Annotated in this window: 14 protein-coding genes; 7 read left to right on the top strand and 7 right to left on the bottom strand. The window is 33.8% G+C overall.

Annotated elements, in window-relative coordinates; translation table 11 throughout:
• Nucleotides 1-448: 448 nt before the first annotated feature.
• Nucleotides 449-3,826, bottom strand: a complete 3,378-nt coding sequence (locus deia_RS03615; RefSeq protein ID WP_146820800.1) for a hypothetical protein — start codon at nt 3,824-3,826, stop codon at nt 449-451.
• Nucleotides 3,827-3,937: 111 nt separating this feature from the next.
• Here deia_RS03615 and deia_RS06015 point away from each other — a divergent pair, with 111 nt between their 5' ends.
• A complete protein-coding gene (locus deia_RS06015) occupies nt 3,938-7,336 on the top strand; it encodes an isoleucine--tRNA ligase (RefSeq protein WP_458692883.1) in 3,399 nt (1,132 codons plus the stop codon).
• Between the two features lie 251 nt (nt 7,337-7,587).
• Nucleotides 7,588-8,361 (top strand): 16S rRNA (adenine(1518)-N(6)/adenine(1519)-N(6))-dimethyltransferase RsmA, encoded by a 774-nt coding sequence (rsmA, locus tag deia_RS03635; RefSeq protein ID WP_146820801.1) that lies wholly within the window; start codon nt 7,588-7,590, stop codon nt 8,359-8,361.
• Between the two features lie 172 nt (nt 8,362-8,533).
• On the opposite strand, the gene smpB is transcribed toward rsmA, so the two are convergent.
• On the bottom strand, nt 8,534-8,974 hold the full coding sequence (gene smpB / locus deia_RS03640) for an SsrA-binding protein SmpB (RefSeq protein WP_146820802.1): 441 nt from the start codon (nt 8,972-8,974) through the stop codon (nt 8,534-8,536).
• A 33-nt stretch (nt 8,975-9,007) separates the two neighbouring features.
• Here smpB and deia_RS03645 point away from each other — a divergent pair, with 33 nt between their 5' ends.
• The gene (locus deia_RS03645) at nt 9,008-9,517 is read left to right on the top strand and encodes a hypothetical protein (protein WP_146820803.1); all 510 of its coding nucleotides are present in this window, start codon (nt 9,008-9,010) and stop codon (nt 9,515-9,517) included.
• Nucleotides 9,518-9,554: 37 nt separating this feature from the next.
• Here the strand turns inward: deia_RS03645 and ribA are convergent, their stop codons facing one another.
• Nucleotides 9,555-10,706, bottom strand: a complete 1,152-nt coding sequence (gene ribA / locus deia_RS03650) for a GTP cyclohydrolase II RibA (protein ID WP_146820804.1) — start codon at nt 10,704-10,706, stop codon at nt 9,555-9,557.
• A gap of 160 nt (nt 10,707-10,866) precedes the next feature.
• Between ribA and deia_RS03655 the strand changes: the two genes are divergently transcribed.
• Both deia_RS03655 and deia_RS03660 read left to right on the top strand, forming a co-directional pair.
• The gene (locus deia_RS03655; protein WP_222912619.1) at nt 10,867-11,604 is read left to right on the top strand and encodes an ABC transporter ATP-binding protein; all 738 of its coding nucleotides are present in this window, start codon (nt 10,867-10,869) and stop codon (nt 11,602-11,604) included.
• Between the two features lie 21 nt (nt 11,605-11,625).
• A complete protein-coding gene (locus tag deia_RS03660) occupies nt 11,626-12,846 on the top strand; it encodes an MFS transporter (protein ID WP_146820806.1) in 1,221 nt (406 codons plus the stop codon).
• A 6-nt stretch (nt 12,847-12,852) separates the two neighbouring features.
• Here deia_RS03660 and deia_RS03665 read toward each other — a convergent pair whose 3' ends face one another.
• The gene (locus deia_RS03665; RefSeq protein ID WP_146820807.1) at nt 12,853-13,470 is read right to left on the bottom strand and encodes a NifU family protein; all 618 of its coding nucleotides are present in this window, start codon (nt 13,468-13,470) and stop codon (nt 12,853-12,855) included.
• Nucleotides 13,471-13,604: 134 nt separating this feature from the next.
• Between deia_RS03665 and deia_RS03670 the strand changes: the two genes are divergently transcribed.
• Nucleotides 13,605-14,414 carry a gamma-glutamyl-gamma-aminobutyrate hydrolase family protein gene (locus deia_RS03670; protein WP_146820808.1) on the top strand — a complete coding sequence of 270 codons (810 nt, stop codon included), beginning with the start codon at nt 13,605-13,607 and terminating at the stop codon, nt 14,412-14,414.
• A 254-nt stretch (nt 14,415-14,668) separates the two neighbouring features.
• Here the strand turns inward: deia_RS03670 and deia_RS03675 are convergent, their stop codons facing one another.
• Genes deia_RS03675 through deia_RS03685 form a run of 3 tightly spaced genes read right to left on the bottom strand, consistent with a single transcriptional unit; the run spans nt 14,669 to nt 16,882 of the window.
• Nucleotides 14,669-15,382, bottom strand: coding sequence for a ubiquinone/menaquinone biosynthesis methyltransferase (locus tag deia_RS03675; RefSeq protein WP_146820809.1), 714 nt, complete (start codon nt 15,380-15,382; stop codon nt 14,669-14,671).
• Between the two features lie 48 nt (nt 15,383-15,430).
• Nucleotides 15,431-16,246, bottom strand: coding sequence for an LpxI family protein (locus deia_RS03680; RefSeq protein ID WP_146820810.1), 816 nt, complete (start codon nt 16,244-16,246; stop codon nt 15,431-15,433).
• Nucleotides 16,247-16,249: 3 nt separating this feature from the next.
• Nucleotides 16,250-16,882 carry an RDD family protein gene (locus tag deia_RS03685; RefSeq protein WP_146820811.1) on the bottom strand — a complete coding sequence of 211 codons (633 nt, stop codon included), beginning with the start codon at nt 16,880-16,882 and terminating at the stop codon, nt 16,250-16,252.
• Nucleotides 16,883-17,004: 122 nt separating this feature from the next.
• Here deia_RS03685 and deia_RS03690 point away from each other — a divergent pair, with 122 nt between their 5' ends.
• Nucleotides 17,005-17,451 (top strand): hypothetical protein, encoded by a 447-nt coding sequence (locus deia_RS03690; RefSeq protein ID WP_146820812.1) that lies wholly within the window; start codon nt 17,005-17,007, stop codon nt 17,449-17,451.
• The last annotated feature ends 2 nt before the right edge of the window (nt 17,452-17,453 follow it).

A 17,453-nucleotide genomic window follows, 5' to 3' on the forward strand; every position in this document is an offset into this window, starting at 1 on the left:
TATCGAAACCAACTCTGAAATTATAGATCCCAATGATATAATTTTACTAAAACAAGATAATAAAATACCAATAGCAATTAATAATCATAATTTAAAAAAGAATGCTGGTTATTACAAAGATCAACACACTATAAAGATGCAACATGGACGACAAATAATGGAAGAAAAAATAAAAAGTGGCGATTTTACCAATGTTTATGAACCATAAGTTGTATATACAGATAATTCAAAACATCCTATAGCTATCTAACAAATACAGTTCTTCAAAAACAAAGAATTGCAAAAGAGTCTAAAAAGCAAAATGTAGATAAAAAAATATCCATGTTGTAAAAATAACACAATATCTTGCATAAAATATTTAACCTTTATGGCAAGCATATACTCTCATTTCAACTTTACAACGGCTTTAATTTCTAAATATACAGCAAATCAATTCATTCTTCAATCATCAAAGACGAGAAACACTTTTCTTATCCCCATTACCGTCCTTTCTCATTCTCCCATTACCGTTTTTAACTTCTCCAGACCCAAAAGATGTTTCAACCTCAACCCTAGGCCGCCCATGCTCATTTGTATTTTTCTTGTCTTCATCGGTGCTTTTGCTGCCTGTAACATTTGTTTTCACATATCCTCCTCTTAATGTATAAAGAGAAGCTAAAGCAGCGACCGGATCAAGATACGTCTGAGGATTTGTCGCAATATTACCATATCCATACTGCGTTTCATAAACACCAGGTTTGTCTTGAGTAGTTGCGCCGACCGAAGTGGTTTTAGGATCGCTTGGTGTAAAGCCAGTAACACTTTGAACACTATTCGTTGCAGCATTTGGAATAGTAATTTTATATAGCGTTGCCACATTAACGCCACCACTATTTGGCACATTCTGAACTTGATACGAACCACTTGTAGCTCCACCCCCTGTTATATATTTATTAATAACACCTGCAATATCTTCACCCTCCTGTCTACCAAAAACCTTTTTCTTAAAAGCGGTTTGCAATAATAATCGTTTTTTATCCTCAGGAAGACTTTGAAAATGTTTGCTTTCTAATAAATTACCAAGTTGATCATCGAAAGTTAAATCACCTTTATACTTACTCTTGTTATCCAATATTTGACTTAAAGCATCTGTAAATTGGTCATCACTATCTACTGTCAATGCTTTGCCATCTGGTAGTAAAATTGGATCATAAGCAACCTCAGCAGTATTATTTGTAGTGCTTGATGATGAAGAGAATTTATTTTTAATTATCTCTATATTTCCACCAGAAATAACCTTGCCAGTTTTTGGATTGTAATAAGTTCCATCACTCTTTGGATAATATATATTTCCACTTTCATCTTTAACAGTATAATCTCCATTACTATCCATAGTTGCAACTACTTCCGATTTAACGCCATTTTCACTTAATTCAACTTTAGCAGTTCGTTCAATAACTTGGTTTGAAATGGGATCATATGTCTCACTTGTAACCTGCTTTTGCATTAAACCAACAGTACTACTATCAATCTCTTTGTCATCACTACTCTTATATTTGCCATCCTGTAAAGTATATTTAACACCATTGACAGTAACAGAATTGCTAGACACAATGGGTGTTACATTATAGGGTTTATAAGGCCTATCCACAGCAATTGACTCCTTGTATTGATAAGTTCCGACTGAATCTTTTGCCATCTCATAACCATTATAATAAAGCTTTCCAGTGCTTTTATCGGTAACCATTGTATTCGGATTGTTCTTACTTGCATCCAAGCCCCCTGTGTCCACATTTATAGATTTAGAAGGATTATTAATACCATTATACGTATAACCATGATCCACATCACCAGTAACCTCTCTACCATCGATATATTTTCTGCTACCAACAACATAAACTGTATTAGTGTTGCCCTTGCTTCCCTTTATCGCATCCTCAGCAGTTGTATATTGTGTAGTATTTTCACCCATGCTTGGACGTAAAACTATTTGATATCCACCATCAACACTGCCCTGAACCTCTTTGCCATTAAAATATTTCTTTTGTGTCTTTGAATCAATAAAAACTGTATTTGTCTTACTAATACTTGAACTTTGCGCACCTGCAACAGTTTGCTCTGTAATGTTTCCGCTTGGATAAATATTATATTGTATCGCTAAAGACTGACCATCCAATCTATATAACATTCCATTTGGATTCTTAATTACCTCATATTTGTTGCCATCTGAAGCAGTATAAAGATAACGATTTCCTTCTATCTGAGACAGTGTACCTTGTGCTGGTTCATAATATATTGTTCCGCTTGTAAAAGGATATTGAGTGGTGTCAATATTTGTTGTAGGTGTAAGCACAACTTCGCCGCTTATTATATTTCCTTGTCCATCAACAACATTCACTTTTCCAGTCATTGCCCCGCTTGCTACAATAACTTTATAGTAATTACCATCAGAACCTTTTGTAACCTCAGCACCATTGTAGTAATACTTAACCTGTCCATCAGCACCAGTATACTTAATTAATTTGTTTGGATTTTTCGCACATACAGCTGCTGGAGTGTCAGGGTTGGTTGTGCTGCTATACACATAGCTCTGTGGGTTCTTTACACTTCCTATATAATTCTCATCATATTGCCAAATTCCATTACTATCTTTGGTTACAGCAATTCCATTATAATAATACTCATTTGTTCCCTCAACTTGATAAATCACATTAGTATTGCCTTGAGATTTAATAATAGCATTTTCTTTACTACTAGCGCTAACAATCAATTGTGGCTCTTCAATTGTCATTTCGACATCATTAGTGTTTAGCATATTCAAAGTCATTGAAGCAATTGCAGTTCCAAAATTCACTGCAAGTGATGCAGCTCTTGCTGCCGCATAACATTTGCTTGTACCAATTATTTCATTATGATAATCCTCAATACTTTTTCCCAATTTACTAGATGCCGATTGAATACCTTCATTTTTATACAATGCAAATTCAAAATTCGTCAATCCAAGGCATATATTTTGTATACCTTGATTTTCAATGCCATTAAACAACGATTCTTCTACTATCCCATCAATACCTTTATATTCATTTCTATTGTTATAGTACATTGAAATCATATATGCTAAAATTACATCTTTCACATTTTTCGCTGATCCAGGAAACTTCTTCCCCCATGTATTGCAACGTTTTATTGTATTAGTAATTTCGCTCCCCACATCTTGACTTTTCCCCACACCTTGACTTTTCCCCACATTTTTACTTTTCTCCTCATCTTCCTTTTTCTTCAATTTAATATATTTTTGCATTATTCTTGGCAGATCTGACAATAATTCGATGCCTTTGCTATTATTATTTTGTACAATACTACCAATGCAAAATGAGAGCATTTCGCATAAACAACTATCGTTATTATTGTTCTTAATGTTCTCAAGATTCTCTTTATATTTCACTACTGCATCCAATAATACCTTATCTTCATTTCGAGTACGCAATATTTCATTGACACCAAAAAAAACGGAAAAAAGACTCGCTAAAAATCTTAACATTGTTAGATACCAAGGTATAAAATAACTACCTGCACCAAGTCCTGCCGATGTTGCCCCAATCACACCAGAGACAAATGTAAATTCAGATTTTCTTTTAATCATATGCTCAAGATTCGCATTTACTGCATTATATTGAGGCATGTCTATATCTTTAACTTCTGACCTAAGATCTTTAACTTCTGACTTAAGATAACCTGATACCCTAACCGATGTAATCCTCTGAGAACCGTTCGTCTTAATGTTTTTCTCTGGAGGAGTATTCGCTTGAGGAGTAGTGCGTTTTGTTGGGTCGACATTCGGATTCATACTAAACTTCATACTAAACTAATGTAGTTTAGCCATACGGTAAATAATTTGCAAGAAAAAAATTGAAAAATATTTTTTTACCTTTATGAAAGAGTAAATATATATTTTGCAATGAGCGACAATAAACAACTATTAGATGATAAATCTATAACGAAAGCGTGGAAAGATGCGGGGATTTTTGAAAAATCAGTTGAAAAAAACAACCCACAAGGTGACTATATTTTCTTCGACGGGCCGCCATTTGCAAATGGTCTGCCACACTATGGACACCTGCTTACCGGTTTTGTAAAAGATGTTTTTGCGCGTTATCATACCATGTTTGGAAAGCGTTGCGAGCGTAAATTTGGCTGGGATTGTCATGGACTTCCTGCTGAAATGGAGGCAGAAAAAGAGCTTAAAATCACAGGTCGCCTTGCAATTAAAGACTTTTCCGGTAATGCAAAATCTCAAAGCATGTCTCATTACGCACTTGAAACCTTCATGAAAACTGAAGAATATAAGGGGCTTTTGCAGCAAGATCGTCAGATTATTGCCGATTATATCGACAAATTAAAGCGTGTCGAACCTGCTGTATGTGAAAAAACTGCATCAATAATGGAAAAAACCGAGTTTTATAAAAGCATTCCAGACCAAATCTTTGATGAAAATGGAAAAAAACTAGAAGGAATCGCAGCTTTTAATGAGCATTGTCGCTCTTCAGTAATGAAATACACAAATGAATGGGAAGATTATGTTACAAAACAGGGGCGCTGGGTGGATTTTGAAAATTCATACAAAACTATGGATTTACCCTATATGCAATCGGTTATTTCCGCTTTTGGAAAGCTTTTTGAAAAGGGCTTGATTTATGAGTCAACTCGTGTTATGGCTTATTCATGGAAATGCCAGACTCCGCTTTCAAATTTTGAGACAAAAATGGATAATTCCTATCGTGAAAAGGAAAGTAAAACTTGCGTTGTGAAGTTTCGTTTGACGAATGAGTCTAAAATTGAACTACAAAGTCGCATAAAAGTTGATTTATCTGGCGCAAAAAACGCATATTTCCTAGCTTGGACGACAACCCCTTGGACGCTTCCATCGAATTTGGCTTTGGCGGTTGGCAGGGATATTGAATACAGTTTGTGCAAAAAAAATGATGAAATCTTGATTATTGCTAGTGTTTTAGCCGGAAGATTCAAGAAAGAGCTGGATGGTTATGATGAAATTATAAAAATTAGGGGAGAAATTTTAGAAAACCTAGCCTACGAGCCACTTTTCCCATATTTTAAAGATACGCAAAATGCCTTTCGTGTTTTGGTTGGGGATTTTGTTGGAGCTGATGATGGAACTGGAATTGTGCATATGGCACCTGGTTTTGGCGAGGACGACTTTAATTTATGCCGCGCAAACCAAATACCAGCTCTTTGCCCTATTGATGATGGTGGTAAATTTGTTCCTAGTATTTTTCCAATTTTATACGATTTTGGTGATTTTTATAATATTTTATCAGGTCAAATAGCGCCACTTGAAGGCACAGGTTTTGAATTTACAAAAGGCGATATTTATATCAAAAACCCAGATTATAATTGGGATTTTATTAAAAAAATCGTTGCATATTGCTATCAAAAAAATATGCCATTATTTGCAGTTAATATTTTCGTCCACAAATCTGTAAAAATCACTGATGAAAAGTGGAAACTTCAGTACTTTAAATATGAAAATGAAGATAAAACCTTGGTATCTGAACTTCAAAATGCAGATGAAATAAAGATTTACATCGATAATTTAAGCGAGTTTTTGGCTGAATTTCCTGGTCTTTTTCTAGCAAACAGATGCGTTTTAGAGGAATCAACTAACGATAAAGGTAAGAAAAATTACGATGGCGTAAATGAAGATGTGATAAAATACTTGAAATCGCAGAATTTATGGCTTAAAACCGAGCAATATTTGCATAATTACCCACACTGCTGGCGAACCGATACACCGCTTATTTACAAGGCGGTTTCGTCTTGGTATGTAAACGTTGCTGGCGACGGACAAGGCGAGGTAAAAATTGAGACAGCATCTGGAAAAAAGACGGTAAAAGAGCGCATGATAGAGCTTAATCAAGGCATAAACTGGATTCCAGATCACATTCGTGATGGGCAATTTGGAAGATGGATTGAGTGCGCGCGCGACTGGTCAATTTCTCGAAATCGCTTTTTCGGCTGCCCAATTCCGGTTTGGAGGTCTAGTGTGCATCGTACGCTGTCTTTTAATGCAATTGGTGATAAATTGTTGCTTAAATTTGAAAATAGCCCTGAATTAAGGTATAGCGATTTTGAACAATTTAAGTCAAATTTTAATAGCGATTTTAAAGAAATTGCAAATCATTTAAATAATTCTTTTGGCTCAATTCAAATTGGATCTATAGCAAAAATGGGTAATTTAATGATTAAAAATATTAATGATTTTATTCATATTATCCAAAATTTATACCATGCTTATAAATCTCAAAACGAATTCGTGCTTGTAAATGATAAAAAAATGCACTTTGATATAGGGCTTGGAATGATTTACACTTTCTCATCAATTTCCGAGATGGAAGAATTTTTCCGTGATGACTACATTTCAGATTTTAAAGCTGGAAAAAACTCAGGAAAATACATGCAAAAAGATGGAAGTTTTAAGATTACAGACCTTCATCGCCCATATGTTGACGAGCTTGTAAAATACGAGGATGGATTTGAGCTTCGCAGAATAGAAGATGTTTTTGACTGCTGGTTTGAAAGTGGATCTATGCCTTTTGCATCGGTTGGCTTTACATTTGGCGAAAAAAACCAGATGCCACATAACTTTCCGGCAGATTTTATCGTTGAATATGTTGCGCAAACGCGTGGTTGGTTTTATACTTTAATGATTTTAGGCACGGCACTTTTTGATAAAGCTCCGTTTAAAAACTGCATTTGCCATGGGGTTATTTTGGATGCAAATGGGCAAAAACTATCTAAACGCCTGAGAAATTACCCAGATCCAATGGAAATGTTTGATAAATACGGCTCTGATGCTATGCGTTGGTTCCTGCTTTCATCGCCTGTAATGCGCGGTGGAGACCTTTATATGGACGAAACAGGAGAGCAAATTCGCGATGTGTCAAGAACTGTAATTACACCGTTTTTATCGGCATTTAACTTCTTTAAGACCTATGCGAAAATTGATAATATCAAATGCGAAAATATCATAGAAAAAACTGCAAAACTTGAGATAAATCGCTATATTTTGTCTCTTACGGTTGATACAATTGCGAAAATCAAAACAGCAATCGAAAACTACGATACGCCATCGGCATGCAGCGCATTTGAGGAATTTCTCGAGTCCCTAAACAATTTTTATATTCGCAGAAATAAAGATGTATTTTGGGAAAGTGGCATTAGCGAAGGCAAACAAGAGTCATTTAACACACTATATTCCGTTTTACTCAATGTCAGCCTTGCAATAGCACCGCTTGCTCCGTTTACAACTGAGGTGATTTTTGATGGTATTGGGGCGTGATATAAGAATTACGATTTTTGTATCTGAGATTGGTGCCTGCACATGTATTTGCAAAATATCCTCACAGCATGTACCGCTAAAGTTTTGATGCTATTTTGGTGTAATGCAATTTTCCTAGTGCCTGTGCTTGTTTTACTCTATATCCTGCAACCTTTTAAACTGAGGTGTTTTGATGAAATTACAAACTAAATTGGTTTTTTGTTCTTGCATTTAAAAAATTCGTATAAATAATCTACTAATTTGCCAAACAAATGACAGACTTTTTTTATAAAAAATCACTTGGTCAAAATTTTTTGCATAACCCAAGAATACTTTCTCGTATAGCCCAGTCGGCAAATATTACAAGCGATGATGTTGTCATTGAAATTGGCTGTGGTAATGGCTCTTTAAGTGAAGAAATTTTAAATAAAAATCCAAAAAAAATGTTCATAATAGAGCTTGATGAAAGATGTATAGAGCTGACGCAAAACCGCCTTCAAAACCACCAATACTTTAAAAATCTTCATATAATACATCAAGATGCACTGCACTTTGATATATCAACCCTTGAAATAAAAGAAAAGCCAATTATTGTCTCAAATCTTCCATATAGCGTTGGTAGTAGAATTTTCATAAATCTTATTGCTAAAATAGACACAATAAAACTTATGATTTTAATGTTTCAAAAAGAAGTGGCAAAAAGAATAGTTGCTAAAGAAAAAACAAAAGAATATGGAATTTTGTCCGTTATGACAAGTATTGTTGCAAAGTCTAAAATAGAATTTGATGTAAGCCCTGCAAATTTTACACCGTCTCCAAAGGTAACATCATCTGTAATATCATGCCATGGCATTAACTCAGGTATAACCGAAGGGCAATTTCTCGAAATTCTTGATAAAGTGAAAACACTATTTGCAAATAGAAGAAAAATGCTGCGTTCATATTGTAATAATCTCAGCCATGAAGACCTTGAAAAATTCGGTAACTTTAGAATAGAAGACCTATCTCCACTTGCAATCATGAATATAGCGAAAAATCTAAGCTAAATCCCTCTTGTTTTCAGTAAAACTCATCTTATTATAAAATTAAAATTGTAAAAAACAGATAAATACATTAAATAGCATTATAAAAGTTAAAATCTATCAAATTTCTGCGATAATTACTAGACTTTTATTCCAAAAAGCCAATCCAAATAAATGCTTTTAGCCAAATATATCTTTAATCATTGCCTCTCCTCGTCTGCCTTTCAAGATCTCGTTTTTTAATGGTTTCTCGCTTATCGTGCATCTGCTTTCCCTTTACAACTGCAATATCAGCCTTAATTTTCCCACGCTTTAAATGTAAATTTAGCGGTACTAAAGTGTAGCCTTTTTCCTTGATTTTTCCAAATAATCTGCGAATTTCATGCTTGTTTAAAAGTAGCTTTTTATCACGATTTGGGTCGTGATCTTGCCCTACAAAACACTGTGGATATTTAGTAATATTAACATTTAACAAATACGGCTCGCCACCTTTTAATGTTACAAATCCATCTAAAAGTGAGACATTTTTGTTGCGAATTGACTTTACCTCACTTCCAGTTAAAACAATCCCAGCCTCTATGACATCTTCAATAAAATATTCAAATCTTACTCTACGATTTTCAATAATTAACGACATAAAACTTGATTTTTATTTTATAGATATATCATAATGTTTTTAAATGTCAATACTTGCATGCTTTTTCGAGACATATTTTCAAAGGGAACAATAGCTATGATAGTTACCATGACAATGTCTGTAGCTTATAATTCTTGGCAGGAAAAAACTCATACAAACTGCGAACTTAAAGATTTTGAATTTGTAGATTTTATCTCAAGAAATCAAGTAGAATTTAACATATTAGACGATAGAAAACTTGTAAAAAGACCAATTAAAGTAACCATTCCAAAGGCGTATTTTCCATTAAATAAAACAGGGGTTGGCTGCGAAGCAATAGCGTTTGAGACAATGAAACACAAACTTCGTAATGCAATAAATACCTCAAATCCTACACTATTTTTAAAAAGCTGTATGTCTCGCGATGAGGAAACAACTGGCGAAATTTACATTAATGACAAGAAATTTTTTTTAGATCTTATAACAAGTAAAAAAATACCAAAACCGAGAAAATGGTATCACATATTTCGAAAAAAGATCGATTGGTGCGACTATATTTCTTAATTACCTTCTCAAGTATCCAAAACATCTCATAATAGATCTAATTCCCAAATACAAGACCATGACCCATTTTTTCAACTTTATCATGTAAATACCTGTTATTATGCTCATTTAGCTCAACTTGCGGAGATATAATATCAAATGAAAAGCCGTATTCATTTAAAAATTTCCCTTTGTTTGGATTTCCTGTGTATAAATTAAATTTCTCAACTTGCAAATCATATAAAATCGAGACAGCGTCTGTAAAATCACGCGCATCAACGGGAAGCCCAAGCTTTTTATTTGCATCAATTGTGTTAAAACCCTCTTCCTGCAGACTATATGCACGAATTTTGTTGGTAATTCCAATTCCACGCCCCTCCTGCCCACGCAGGTAAATCACAGCACCACAGCCACTTTCTATAACTTTTTTCATTGAATTTGAAAGCTGCTGCTTGCAATCGCACTTTTTGCTAAAAAATACTTCACTTGTAATACATTCGCTATGAACTCTAATTAGTGGTTTTTGCCCTTTAGTAAAGCGATTTTCGCTATTTGACATCATAACAATATGCTCAATTTTCGTGATTGGATTTTGATAAACATGCATTTGCATTGTACCAAAATCGGTTGGTAAATTTGTGCTTGCCGTCCTTTGTATAAAAGGCACATTTGCAATCTTGTAACGCTTAATTTCATCAGTCGAAACCACGCAAATTCCATGTTTTTTTGCAAATTCCATTAATCCATCTCCACGCAGCATTTTTCCATTTTCGTCCATTAATTCGCAAATAACCGCTGCCCCTTCAAAACCTGCAAATTGCACTATTTCAAGGCAAGAATTTTGCACATCGGGCAACTTTAATATATCGGTCTGACTTGCCTTTATACTAGCTTTGTCTGCGTTAAAATCAACCACAGCATCCTTTATATCGCAATACACATCATTTGATGACTTGTTTTTATAACTCACAAGCCCATTATTTAGTATACTGCATCGACTTTTTTCATCAAATTTTGTTAAAAAAGCCTGACTAATTAATAAATATAGCTCTCCACTGCTATATTTTTTACAAAAATCAATTTTCCCAACATCTATAAAATTTGCAGGGCAAAATATTGCAGGAATATCGCTCTCATTTGCATTATTTGCAATAATTATCATCTTGTTGTTTTTAATTTCATGTAATGCAAGCTCAATATTATTTGACATAATCTTTAAACATAATAAGTCTTTTTTCGCTGGTTTAAAATTATTGTCAAGTATTTTTATAACATAAAAAACATCTTTAAATTGTTAAAAAAACACTTGAATTATATTTTTTTATCAATACTATTTAGTAAATATTGTTATAAAGTTGAATATTTCCTTTGTGGACATAGAGAAAAAATTTGGAAGTAATGCCGTTTTGCGCAGTGTTTCTGGGGAATTTTCTGCATCGAAGTCTACTATTATTTTGGGTGGCTCTGGAACTGGAAAGTCTGTTTTAATCAAGATTATATGCTCACTTCTTGAGCAAGATAGCGGAAAAGTTGCGATAGATTCTCAAGATATGTCAAAAGTTTCTCAAATTACAAAAGACGAAATAATGGATAATATCGGCTTTTTGTTTCAAAGTGGGGCGTTGTTTGACTCTCTTTCTGTGTTTGAAAACATCGCATTTAAGCTGATAAATAAAAAGAAAATGGACAAATCAAAAGCGCGCGACATCGCGGCCGAAAAGCTTGAAATGGTTGGGCTTAAAAGCCATGTTCTTGACTTAAAACCACACGAATTATCAGGCGGAATGCAAAAAAGAGTCTCTCTTGCGCGAACTATAGCCTCAAATCCAAAGGTTATTTTTTTCGATGAGCCAACAACAGGGCTTGACCCAGTAATGTCCGAAGTTATAAATGACTTAATACTAAAATGCGGAAAAACCCTTGGCAGCACAAATGTAATCGTCACTCATGACATGAAATCTGCCGCAAAACTTGGTGATAAAATAATTTTCCTATACAAAGGTCAGGTTATATGGAGTGGATCTCGCGATAATCTTTTTTCAAGCAATAATCAATATTTAGACCAGTTTGTAAATGGCAAAACCACTGGTCCTATTGTGTTTAATTAATGTTTGATTGTTTGTAAAATTATGATAAATTTAAGGGCTGTAAAATACATTTTGCTAATTTGCGCAAGTCTTTCTCTTATGTGCACGGCAATAATATCCCCTGCCCTTCCTATGATGAAAAAAGAGTTTTCAAGCTATCATAATGCTGAAATTTTGGTAAAACTTGCCGCAACTGTGCCAAATATGTTAATTGCGATATTTTCCCCAATTTTCGGCTTTTTAATCGGTCGCCTCACTCATAAACGGATATTTCTTGGCGTATTTTTGGTAATTTATGTAATATCCGGCGTTGCTACATATTTTCTAAAAGACTTACACTATATAATATTTACCCGTGCCCTGCTTGGAATTTCAATTTCCGCGATAATGACATGCGGTCTTGAGCTTATTTCTCACTATTTTACAGGTCACGAAAGAAATAAAGTGCTTGCCGCCCAGACAACAGTAATGTCCCTTGGTAGCATAGTTTTTACCATGCTTTCTGGATATTTATGCGATATAAATTGGCGTCTTGCATTTTTACTTTATCTAACTGGAATAGCAATAATCCCACTAATTACCATCTATCTTCGCCGCCCAGACGACATACAGCACAATATGCAAGCATCCCAAGATACAATAAAAGCGAGCTCTTTTGGCAAAATCTTTGGCGAAAAATTGCCACTTTTAATCTGCATAATCGGCTTTGCAAACATGGTTTTCTTTTACATGATTCCAATTCAAGTGCCATTTTTACTAAAGGCAATAGAGCCAAATATTAGCGGTAAAATGATATCATTTGTAATTACAATGGAGGTTGTAATCTCGGCATTCTTTGTCACAAAATACAAAAGACTAAAGAAAAATCGCTCTTTTGAGTCAATGTTTGCAATGTCGTTTTGCGTTATGTCTCTTTCATATTTTGCAATGAGCTACAGCAATTCATACACATCCGTCCTCTTGTGCGTTGCCTTATATGGACTTGGAATGGCGCTTATGATGCCAAATAATATAATCTGGATAGTAAATTCCGTAAGCGGTAAAAATCGTGCGATGTGGATTGGCTTTTTAACATCTGGAATGTATCTTGGTAAATTTATATCACCACTTTTAATAGCCCCGCTTATCTCTTATGTCGGAATGTTTAAATCCTATCGTGTTATTGCAGTAATAATGCTTTTTATCGCAATTCTTGTATCATTTATTACAGATGGCATAAAGAAACCTCATCACTTTAGAAGATATACAAAAAAGAAAGCATGAATTTCGCTATATCGCTTCAACGCTTTCAACTTCTGGAATGTAGTGTTTTAGCATTGTTTCTATTCCGCCTTTTAAAGTTGCACCTGACGATGAACACCCAGAGCACGCACCAAGCATTTCAACATATACAATGCCGTCAACGAAATTAATAAAATTTATATCACCACCATCCATTGCAACAGCAGGTTTAACACGCTCGTCAATTAAAGCTATAATCTCTTTAACAACTTTATTTTCCATGTCAACCGATTTATCCAATATTTCCTTTAATCTTGAATCTATTTCCTTTTTTGAATTAATGGATGCAAATTCTGCGTCAATTTTGCTTTCATCATCAAGAAAAATTGCCCAGCCATTTGTCATATATTCCACAATTGTTGCAAAAACATGAGGCTTTATAGCCATCCAATCTGCATTTTCATCTTTCGTTACTGTTATAAAATTTGAACCAAAAAATACTCTTTTTACATCATTTATCTCAAACAGTTTTTCCGCTAATCTTGATACTTTCTTTGCATACTCAATGTCTGGAAAGTCATATGTTTTATCCTTTGCAATCGGTATATTCCCTGGTATAAACTTAAGTGCATTGCTATTTGGAGTTTCCTGAGTTTGAACAAACATTTTGCTAGAAAATTTCTATAAATTATTCATCTTTTTTTTAAAAATCAAGCATTTTTATTCAAGAATTACAATATGAAAAAAAACTTGATTATTATTTTTTTACAATAAGAATTTGCTGAGTTTTTCAAGTTTGCGTGAAATTTTTACCATTTATATTGCTATTTTTCTTTTCAGTTAATGTAAATGCTAAAGTTGTAGGCATTTTGACTGATAAATTTCGCATAGAAGACGATATATGCGATGACTGTGGAATGGGTGGCGATATTTACACTATTCAGCAACATGTTCTCAATGCAATTCAAGAATCTTGCAATCAATACGGCATTTCAGTTGTTTTAATACCAAATGATCCATTTTATGCAAAACTTTATGTTAAAAATATCGATGGCATGATAGTTCCGAATTTTTCACGAGAAATTGATGCAAAAGTCTACGGAAGGCACTCAAGTGCACCAAAAGACAAAAAAGATGACTCAGAATCAAAACTTGCCGTCGTTAAAACATTTCTTGAAACAAAAAAACCGATACTTGGCATAAATAAAGGCATGCATATTATTAACATCGCATTTGGAGGCGATATAAAAAGACTTGGCTCAGATAATAAAAAAATACACCAGCTACCAAGCGATGAAACCCATGATATAAACATCAATAAAGACTCTAAAGTTTATAACGCCGTAATCGAAAATGATGATGTATATGAAGGCTACATTAAAGTAAATTCCATGCATAAAGACACAATAGGAGAGCTGGGTAATGACTTAAATCCTTCCGCTTTTTCAAGGGATGGCTCGATAGAGGCAATTGAATCTAAAGATGATTCTTTCGTACTTGGCGTACAGTGGAACCCAGAACATCTCAATACAGCAAACGATATTCGACTATTTCAGAAATTTTGCAAAAAAGTTGCTAAAGGTGATAAAAAACACAATATCCAAGACTAAATCCTTGCAATATAAACACCCACAGCCCCATTTGCAAGTTTTCAACGCAGTTTGAATTGATTGATTAATAATTCGCTAAATTAGACAACCCCCATTAGCCATGCCCAAACATAACCCCGTCGAGCCATTTTTGTAAAACCCCAAGCTAATCCCAACCAACTTAAATCAATTTAGCCATTTGCTGCTTTCTCACGCTTTAAAACCATCTAGTAACTATTCTTTAGTTTCCACTCTATGAAATTAAATTAATTGCCCTAAACCCTTGCAATATAAACCCCCACAGCCCCATTTGCAAAAGCTATATAATCAACATACGAAAAGCCACTTTCAAGCAGCATTTTTTTCATCTCACGCGGCTCTAGAAATTCCTTAATACTTGATGCAAGATAGCTATATGCCGCCTCATCTTTTGCAACAAATTTGCCTATTTTTGGCAGCACGTGGGTTAAATATTTTTGATAAACCTTGTCAAGACTTTGGTTTTTCATGCTTGGCGTAAATTCCATAATATACAAATAACCGCCATCGCAAATAGCTTTTCTGCAATTTTCAAGCCCCTTTTTTAAATCTGAGAAATTTCTTGCTCCAAAGGATATTGTTATAAAATCTTGACTTTTTTCACTCAAATCCAAACTCTCCGCAAGGCACGATTTAAACTCAATATTTCCAAGTGATATGCCGTTATTTAGCAAATTTTCCTTCGCAAGAGCTAGCATTTTTTCGTCAGGATCAATAAGAGTTGAAAGTTTTACGCTATTTTTCTTTAATATCAATCGCGCAATGTCGCCAGTTCCGCATGAAAGATCGGTAAAAACAGCATTTTCCTTAACTGTAATTAAATCAACAAAACGCTTCTTCCATAATCTATGCATTCCAAAACTCATTAAATCATTCATTATATCGTACTTTTTTGCAACAGATGAGAAAACAGATGATATTAAATCACGATTTTTGCCGACATTTTTCATAAAATCAATAACCTTGCAACATTCTATAATGTAAAAAATTAATTGCAATTAAATACTTACATCCTTGATAATATGGCAAAATATACCGTATTCATCTAGCTTTTTATTCACCTCATCAATAGGGTCGGAAATTATAACATTTTCTGAAATTGCAATACCAATAAAACCGGATTCATGTAAATTTTCTATCGTCTTTAGCCCAATTGTCGGCGTATCAAGCCTTATATCCTGCGTTTTTTTAGACATTTTTACAAGAATCGGCATTCCACTAAAACGCCCATTATCATTATAAATCTTACACCTTTTAATCATCTCGTCCGTGCCCTCTATAGCCTCAATGCCTATTACCCTATTGCAACATATGGCAACAGACTGCCCTATATCAAGATGTGACATTTCATCCAAAACCTTAACTCCAAATAATATATCCTCATTTTGCTCATTACTTGGGGACTTTTTTGACACTATTTCGGTTTTTGGCAAGAAATCAAGTGGCGATAACACCTTAATTCCATTTGTCTCAAAAAAATTTCCAACAGCCCTAAGCACACTATCATCGCCTTTGCTCCTTGATGCTAAAATTTTCCCAATTAAAAATGCACCTTGCATGTCAGGCTTAATGGCTTTAAAATCAGGCATATTCATGTTTCCTATTATAAATAAACCTTCAACCTTCTCTTCCTTTAAGTAACCTAACGCCTTGCCAACCTTGCCTATTGGCATAATTTTATGCTCAAAATCAAGCAATCTCTTGTCATCAAATATGTTTTCAATTAATATCAATCTTAAATCACCTTCTTTTGCAATACTGCTTGCAAGCCTAAATGGCATTAGTCCGCCACAGCATATCATTCCATACCTCATAAACTACGCAGAATCTTTCACATCAACACTACTATTTTCTGTAATGGAATTTAAACTTGGCACATTAAAAACATAAGTATTAGAAAGCACGTCATGCAAAGTTTTGCCCTTTTTTCCAAAGAAAATCCATGGATCATACCAAAAAAACCACACAATTAACAACGGAACATACATCAAGCTTCCATTTGCATATAATATATACACTATTAACGGTAAAATCCAAGGTACATACGATAAAACCATTCTGAGCACTATATCGCCGGCACTCATTTTCATCTCATCTGCCTTTAAAACAACTATACCAACAACCTTCTTGCCAATTGTCTGTCCATTTTTAAAATAATACATATAAAACTGATATATCGGGCTTACAATAAAAAATATACCAATAAAAAGCTCTATCCATATCGTAATCTTTAAACTAGTTAAAACATGCCAAACTTCAGGTAAAGATGCAGTCTCGGGAATTTGCGCCATTGTAATACTAATCTCTTCGCCAGTTTTTTTCATTTCCTCTCCTTGAAAAAAAACTGTATATATAAAAGTCAATAATGACACCCTTGCAACGCATAATATCATCTCATCTACAACAAAAGCAATACCCCTTTTGTAAATATTGGTAATAACTAGCTTCATAAAATACTTTTTTCAATTCTAACAAAACTAAAAATTAAAAATCAATATATTTAAAATTCAAAATATTTTTTTCTTGACAATAAATCAACAATATATAACTAAATATCACTATTTTTATTTGAATGTCTGCAATAAAATTCGCACTATTTTTAACCCTAATATCAAATATCGCTAATGCATCAGATTATCCAGGCGATATACAGCTTCAAACTATTAAAAATCAATCAAAATATCAAACAATTAATCATGAAATCACCCTTGAAAAAAATGAAACTACTTTAGCACCAAAAGACAAAGATCCAAACGAAATGAACAGTATTGAATGTATAAAAATGAAGTTCTTTTTAATTGAAAAATTTGGCTTTCTAAAAATTATCAATGAAAAACACAATGAATGTGAATTTCTAGTTGTATACAAAGACATGAATATCTCAATTAAACGACAAAATAACGCAAATACTGTAAATGTAATGCAAAAAGATGAAAATGGCATAGCTAGGAAAAATGACCAAATGTCTGCAAATATTTTAAAACAAATTAATCACTTTCTAGACAATAATAAAAAATAAAT

This window comes from Candidatus Deianiraea vastatrix (assembly GCF_007993655.1).
Lineage (GTDB): Bacteria > Pseudomonadota > Alphaproteobacteria > Rickettsiales > Deianiraeaceae > Deianiraea > Deianiraea vastatrix.

What these genes read in the sequence shown, in the direction of transcription:
- rsmA (WP_146820801.1), top strand. Translation starts at nt 7,588, where the DNA reads ATGACAGACTTTTTTTATAAAAAATCACTTGGTCAAAATTTTTTGCAT.
- deia_RS03690 (WP_146820812.1), top strand. Translation starts at nt 17,005, where the DNA reads ATGTCTGCAATAAAATTCGCACTATTTTTAACCCTAATATCAAATATC.
- ribA (WP_146820804.1), bottom strand. Translation starts at nt 10,706, where the DNA reads ATGTCAAATAATATTGAGCTTGCATTACATGAAATTAAAAACAACAAG.
- deia_RS03675 (WP_146820809.1), bottom strand. Translation starts at nt 15,382, where the DNA reads ATGAAAAATGTCGGCAAAAATCGTGATTTAATATCATCTGTTTTCTCA.
- deia_RS03615 (WP_146820800.1), bottom strand. Translation starts at nt 3,826, where the DNA reads ATGAATCCGAATGTCGACCCAACAAAACGCACTACTCCTCAAGCGAAT.
- deia_RS06015 (WP_458692883.1), top strand. Translation starts at nt 3,938, where the DNA reads ATGAGCGACAATAAACAACTATTAGATGATAAATCTATAACGAAAGCG.
- smpB (WP_146820802.1), bottom strand. Translation starts at nt 8,974, where the DNA reads ATGTCGTTAATTATTGAAAATCGTAGAGTAAGATTTGAATATTTTATT.
- deia_RS03685 (WP_146820811.1), bottom strand. Translation starts at nt 16,882, where the DNA reads ATGAAGCTAGTTATTACCAATATTTACAAAAGGGGTATTGCTTTTGTT.
- deia_RS03660 (WP_146820806.1), top strand. Translation starts at nt 11,626, where the DNA reads ATGATAAATTTAAGGGCTGTAAAATACATTTTGCTAATTTGCGCAAGT.
- deia_RS03680 (WP_146820810.1), bottom strand. Translation starts at nt 16,246, where the DNA reads ATGAGGTATGGAATGATATGCTGTGGCGGACTAATGCCATTTAGGCTT.
- deia_RS03645 (WP_146820803.1), top strand. Translation starts at nt 9,008, where the DNA reads ATGTTTTTAAATGTCAATACTTGCATGCTTTTTCGAGACATATTTTCA.
- deia_RS03665 (WP_146820807.1), bottom strand. Translation starts at nt 13,470, where the DNA reads ATGTTTGTTCAAACTCAGGAAACTCCAAATAGCAATGCACTTAAGTTT.